The organism is uncultured Thiocystis sp. (assembly GCF_903866365.1).
GTDB lineage: Bacteria > Pseudomonadota > Gammaproteobacteria > Chromatiales > Chromatiaceae > Chromatium.
On record NZ_CAIPNF010000473.1, the window covers coordinates 1 to 4,437 of the forward strand.

Annotated in this window: 5 protein-coding genes and 1 pseudogene; 4 read left to right on the forward strand and 2 right to left on the reverse strand. The window is 67.8% G+C overall.

The features are described from left to right. Nucleotides 1–198 precede the first annotated feature (198 nt). From QZY07_RS25940 to QZY07_RS25955, 4 genes are all read left to right on the forward strand, one after another. On the forward strand, nt 199–459 hold the full coding sequence (locus QZY07_RS25940; protein ID WP_295409087.1) for a GlsB/YeaQ/YmgE family stress response membrane protein: 261 nt from the start codon (nt 199–201) through the stop codon (nt 457–459). 73 nt (nt 460–532) lie between these two features. After that, nucleotides 533–814 carry a hypothetical protein gene (locus QZY07_RS27620; RefSeq protein WP_363184883.1) on the forward strand — a complete coding sequence of 94 codons (282 nt, stop codon included), beginning with the start codon at nt 533–535 and terminating at the stop codon, nt 812–814. Between the two features lie 127 nt (nt 815–941). Beyond that, the gene (locus tag QZY07_RS25950; RefSeq protein WP_295409089.1) at nt 942–3,044 is read left to right on the forward strand and encodes a ClcB-like voltage-gated chloride channel protein; all 2,103 of its coding nucleotides are present in this window, start codon (nt 942–944) and stop codon (nt 3,042–3,044) included. Between the two features lie 87 nt (nt 3,045–3,131). After that, nucleotides 3,132–3,275 carry a hypothetical protein gene (locus QZY07_RS25955; RefSeq protein ID WP_295409090.1) on the forward strand — a complete coding sequence of 48 codons (144 nt, stop codon included), beginning with the start codon at nt 3,132–3,134 and terminating at the stop codon, nt 3,273–3,275. On the opposite strand, the pseudogene QZY07_RS25960 reads toward QZY07_RS25955, so the two are convergent. After that, nucleotides 3,225–3,479, reverse strand: a pseudogene (locus tag QZY07_RS25960) (hypothetical protein); the annotation flags it as partial. The gene QZY07_RS25955 and the pseudogene QZY07_RS25960 sit on opposite strands and share 51 nt — an antisense overlap. A gap of 75 nt (nt 3,480–3,554) precedes the next feature. Then, nucleotides 3,555–4,154 (reverse strand): DUF3616 domain-containing protein, encoded by a 600-nt coding sequence (locus tag QZY07_RS25965; protein WP_295409091.1) that lies wholly within the window; start codon nt 4,152–4,154, stop codon nt 3,555–3,557. Between the last annotated feature and the right edge of the window lie 283 nt (nt 4,155–4,437).

Consider the following 4,437-nt stretch of genomic DNA (forward strand, 5'->3'; position numbering starts at 1 on the left):
ATTCGGTAGATCAAGCAAAAGCTCTATCGCGCGCTTCAGTGACTCGTTTCGCGTTTCGATATCGTCTCCAGATCTTTGTAAGATCATATAATTAATAGATTTTTCGACCTTCCCGGTTCCTACTCAGATCCCAGAGAGCCTCTTTTCAGTCCGCTGAGATGGCGCATCAGAATCAGCTAACCACCGTCAGGAACCCCCATGGATATTACCAGTCTGTTGATTTTTCTCGCGATCGGTGCTGTCGCCGGCTGGCTCGCCGGCCTTGTGACGAAAGGCGCCGGGTTTGGCCTGCTCCTCAATATCGTCATCGGCATCGTCGGTGCCGCCATCGGCGGCTGGCTGTTCGGCGCTCTGGGCATCTCGGTCGTTGGCGGTCTGCTCGGGGTCATCCTGACGGCCACGGCCGGTGCCGTGGTGCTGCTGGTCGTCCTCGGGCTGATCAGGAAGGCCGTGCGGTGAGCGGTGTCAAACCGCCCAGGCTCGGTTAGTCGGTCAGTTCGACGACTTTTTCAGCCGCTTCGGGGTCTGGCTCATCCTCGTCGGGCGCTTCTTCGACGGCACCCGGCAACTGAACGGCCTGGTGGCCGGCAGCGTGCATATGCCCTGGCGGCGGTTCTTCGTGGCCGACCTCGTCGGCTCCGGGCTCTGGGTCGGGGTGTGGGTGCTGGGTCTCGATGAAGTCGGCCGTCACCCGGCCTGGGTGCATCGCCTGCTCCTGCACCTCAACCCCTGGGTGGCCGGCGGGTCGCGCGTGGGGCTGGCTATCGTCCTCTTCCTGCTGTTGCGGCGGCCGGCGCCGCGGCAATCCGTTTGACCGTGCGTCCGAGGTCGTTCGGCTCTAAAATCGACATCCATTGTGTCGCCGTTTTGGAGCAGGTCATGGACCGCATCGAGGCCGAGGGTTCCGTCAGCAGGTCGGAGCACAACAGGCAAACCGATTGATGAGGGCGTGGTGCGCATTCGCCCGCCACGGCGGACACCCTGTCCCGCGCGGGCGCTGGCTGGCGGCGGTCTGGCTCGCCGGCGGCCTGACCGCTGCCCCCGCGCTGGCGCTGGCCGCGGCGGACTATGGCCCGGTGCGCGCCGGCGAGAGCCTGTGGCAGATCGCCGGCCGGGTCTATCCCGGCGAGGGGCTTGCCCGCGAGCAGATCATGCTCGCCCTGCTGCAAGCCAATCCCGACGCCTTCACCCCGTCCTGCAACGTCAACGGCGCCTTGCGCGTCGGGGCGCGGCTGCGCCTGCCGCCCCCCGCGCGGGTCGCGGCGCTGGACGCGGAATCCGCGCGGCGGACGGTCGCGCAACAGGCGCGGGACTGGACGGCGCATCGCCAGCAGCGCCGTCCGCTGGAGTGCCCGGCGGTGGCGCCGGAGTTGGCCCCGGACTTTGCCGGGGAGCCGCCTGCGGCGGAGCTTGGAGCGGAGGCCGGCGGCGTCGGCGCGCAAGAGCCGGATTCCCGTCCCGCGCCGGACACCGGCCCGGAGCGCCCCGCCGCGCCCTGTCCCGCGCCCAGCGTCTGCCCGGACATCGCCTGCCCGCCCGCTCCGCCGCCCTCGCCCAGCGCGGACAGGGTACCCACAACCGCCGCGCGGCTCGCGCCCGGTCCGCGCGCGCCGGCTTGGCTGCTGGTCCCGCTCCTGCTGGGTCTGATCGCGTTCGCCATGCTCCAGGGGGAGCGACGGCGCGCGATCCTCGCCGCCTGGCGCTCGCCCGCCGCCGCGCTGGCGGCGACTGCCCGGTTGCCCCAGCGCGCGCTGCTCCTGCTGTCGCCCGCCCGGCAGGAATCGCGCCTGCTGCTGCTACTGGCCGCGCTGGCCGGAGTCCTCGGTGCCCTGGCCACGGTGCTCTTCCACGAGGGGATGCAGGCGCTGCAATGGCTGATCAGCGGTCACAGCGGCAGTCTGGTTGAAATGTCCCTGTCGCTGCCGCCCTGGCAGCGCCTGCTGCTGCCGACCCTGGGCGGACTGCTCGCCGGGCTGATCCTGCAGGAGATCGGTCGACGGCTCCGCGGACCCGGCACGACCGACTACATGGCGGCCATCGCGCAGGGCGACGGCTGGATCAGTGTCCGGCACAGTCTGGTCAAGGGGGTCTCGTCGCTGGTGACGGTCGCCTCCGGGGGTTCGATCGGCCGCGAGGGGGCGATGGTCCAGCTCGCCGCGATGACCGGCTCGACCCTGGGCCGGATCGGCGGCCTGTCGTCCGATTCGCGCCGCCTCCTGGTCGCGGCGGGCGCGGCGGCGGGGCTGGCGGCGGCCTATCACGCCCCGCTCGCCGCCACCCTCTTCGTCGCCGAGATCGTGCTCGGCTCCATCGCCATCGAGCACATCGGCCCGCTCGTCATCGCCGCCGTCATCGCCAGCGTTACCGTCCATGACCTCTTCGGCTACGCGCCGGTCTACCGGATTCCGGATTTTGCGCTCGTCAGCGACTGGGAGCTGGGGCTCTACCTGGCGCTCGGCTGGATCGCGGGACACGCCGCGCCGGTCTTTCTGCGCCTGCTGGAGCGCGCCCACCAGTGGTTTGGCCAATTGCCCTGGCCTTTGGCCGGACGCATGACCCTGGGCGGGCTGATCGTCGGCGCGATCTCGCTCTACGAGCCGCAGGTCTGGGGCAATGGCTACAGCGTGGTCAACGCCGTCCTGCTCGCGCCCTGGGTCTGGCAGGCGCTGCTGACGGTGCTGGTGTTGAAGATGCTCGCCACTGCGGCGACCCACGGCTCGGGCGCGGTCGGCGGCGCCTTCACCCCCACATTGTTCGTCGGCGCCCTCTTGGGCGCGCTCTTCGGCACCCTGGTCCAGACGGTCCTGCCCAGCGGCACCGCGCCGCCGAATGCCTATGCCGTGGTCGGCATGGGGGCGATGCTCGCCGGCACCACGCACGCCCCCTTGATGTCGATTCTGATGGTGTTCGAGATGACCCTGGACGATCAGATCCTGCTGCCGCTGATGCTGGCGGTCGTCACCGCCCATTTCACTGCCCGCCGCTACACCGGGGTCAAGCCGCTGTACGCCGAATCGCTGCTGCCGCGCGAGACGGCGGCTTGATACGCCCTGGACTGGTCGTCGACCGGCTTCCGTCCCGCCCCGGTTTCCGGGGGCGCTCATGGTCAGGTGTTGGAGCGGTAAATCCCCGTGACGCTCAGGTCGTCGGCTCGGTCGCTGTCGGCGAAGAGCGTCTTCAGGCTTGGGCCAGCGGCCCAACCGCGTGGCCAGCAACCGGGCGCCGCCATCGCGATCCTGGAGGTCGGCCGGATGCACCAGACCCTGCAAGAGTAGGCCAAGCCTGTCGACCAGAATGTGACGTTTCTTGCCCTTGATCTGCTTGCCGGCGTCCTACCCGACAGGGTCAATGCGAGGTCGCCCGCCATGCTTGGCGGGCGGGATCATTGGCTCAATGAGCGCCCATTCCTCATCGGTTAAGTCGCTGGGGTAACGCAGGTGACGGCGGTCGTCACGTTGACGGTTTTCGGCTGTCCGCAGGGCTGGCCCCTCCCGCAGACCAGTCTGTTAGACTCCAAACAACTATTTTCATTCAAAAAAATTTTTGAACAGACTCTAAGGCACGTCTACCAGCCGCTCCAGTTGGTCGGCGGGAACGATGGACGCATCATCGGGCTTGGCACCGCCGGGCCAACGGAAGATCGCCACCGGCCCATCGAGATCCATGCTCGGTCCGGCCAGGACCAACAGGTCGGCGCCAGACACGCACAGATCGCGGATGTCCTCGACGGGAATGCGGGCGATCAGGTAACGGTTGCCGTCGCCCTCCACCGTCCCCAGACGCTTTCTGGACTTCCTGGCGCTGTCCCCGGCTTTTGGCTGTTTGCGCTTGAGACTGTGCGAGCCCACCAGCCAGAGGTAGCCATCGGCATAGTCCAGTCCTTCCACATCCACCTCCTCAAGAGCCTTGGGATCGGCCGGAAGGGGCACGGGGAGACGGAGGTAATCGGCGAGGGAGAATTGCCGGTGATCCCCGGCCGTGTCCCCCGCCGGGGTCAGCGTCAGCCGTTCCAGACTGATGGTCTCGTCGTTGGCGACCCACAGGGTATCGCCGATCCGCGCGACGGCGGAGAGACCAGCGCTGAGCGCCTTCCCTTTGTCCAGGCGGTTGCGTGTGGGATCAAATTCGAGCCGGATGGTGTTGGCTGGTTTCATGGCTTGGCCTTTACCGGGCTGTTTGACGGAGGTGGAATTCGATGACGTCTGTCGGTGCCGGCCCGGCATGAATGAGGCCAGCCATGTGAGTGATCGCCAGCACGACAGCGGAACGGACCCCTCTCGCCGTAACCTTTAGGCGAATTCCGGACATGACTTTGCCAAGCGTCAAACCCCGTGGGAGCCCGCTGGCGGGCGACAGGCGCTTTCCTTACGGATTCCCGATCAGCACATAGATCGTGCTGTCGCCGGTCTCCGACAACCCGAGCCCCAGATAGGCCGG

Coding starts and splice junctions, on each gene's coding strand:
- QZY07_RS25940 (WP_295409087.1), top strand. CDS start 199: ATGGATATTACCAGTCTGTTGATTTTTCTCGCGATCGGTGCTGTCGCC.
- QZY07_RS25950 (WP_295409089.1), top strand. CDS start 942: ATGAGGGCGTGGTGCGCATTCGCCCGCCACGGCGGACACCCTGTCCCG.
- QZY07_RS25965 (WP_295409091.1), bottom strand. CDS start 4,154: ATGAAACCAGCCAACACCATCCGGCTCGAATTTGATCCCACACGCAAC.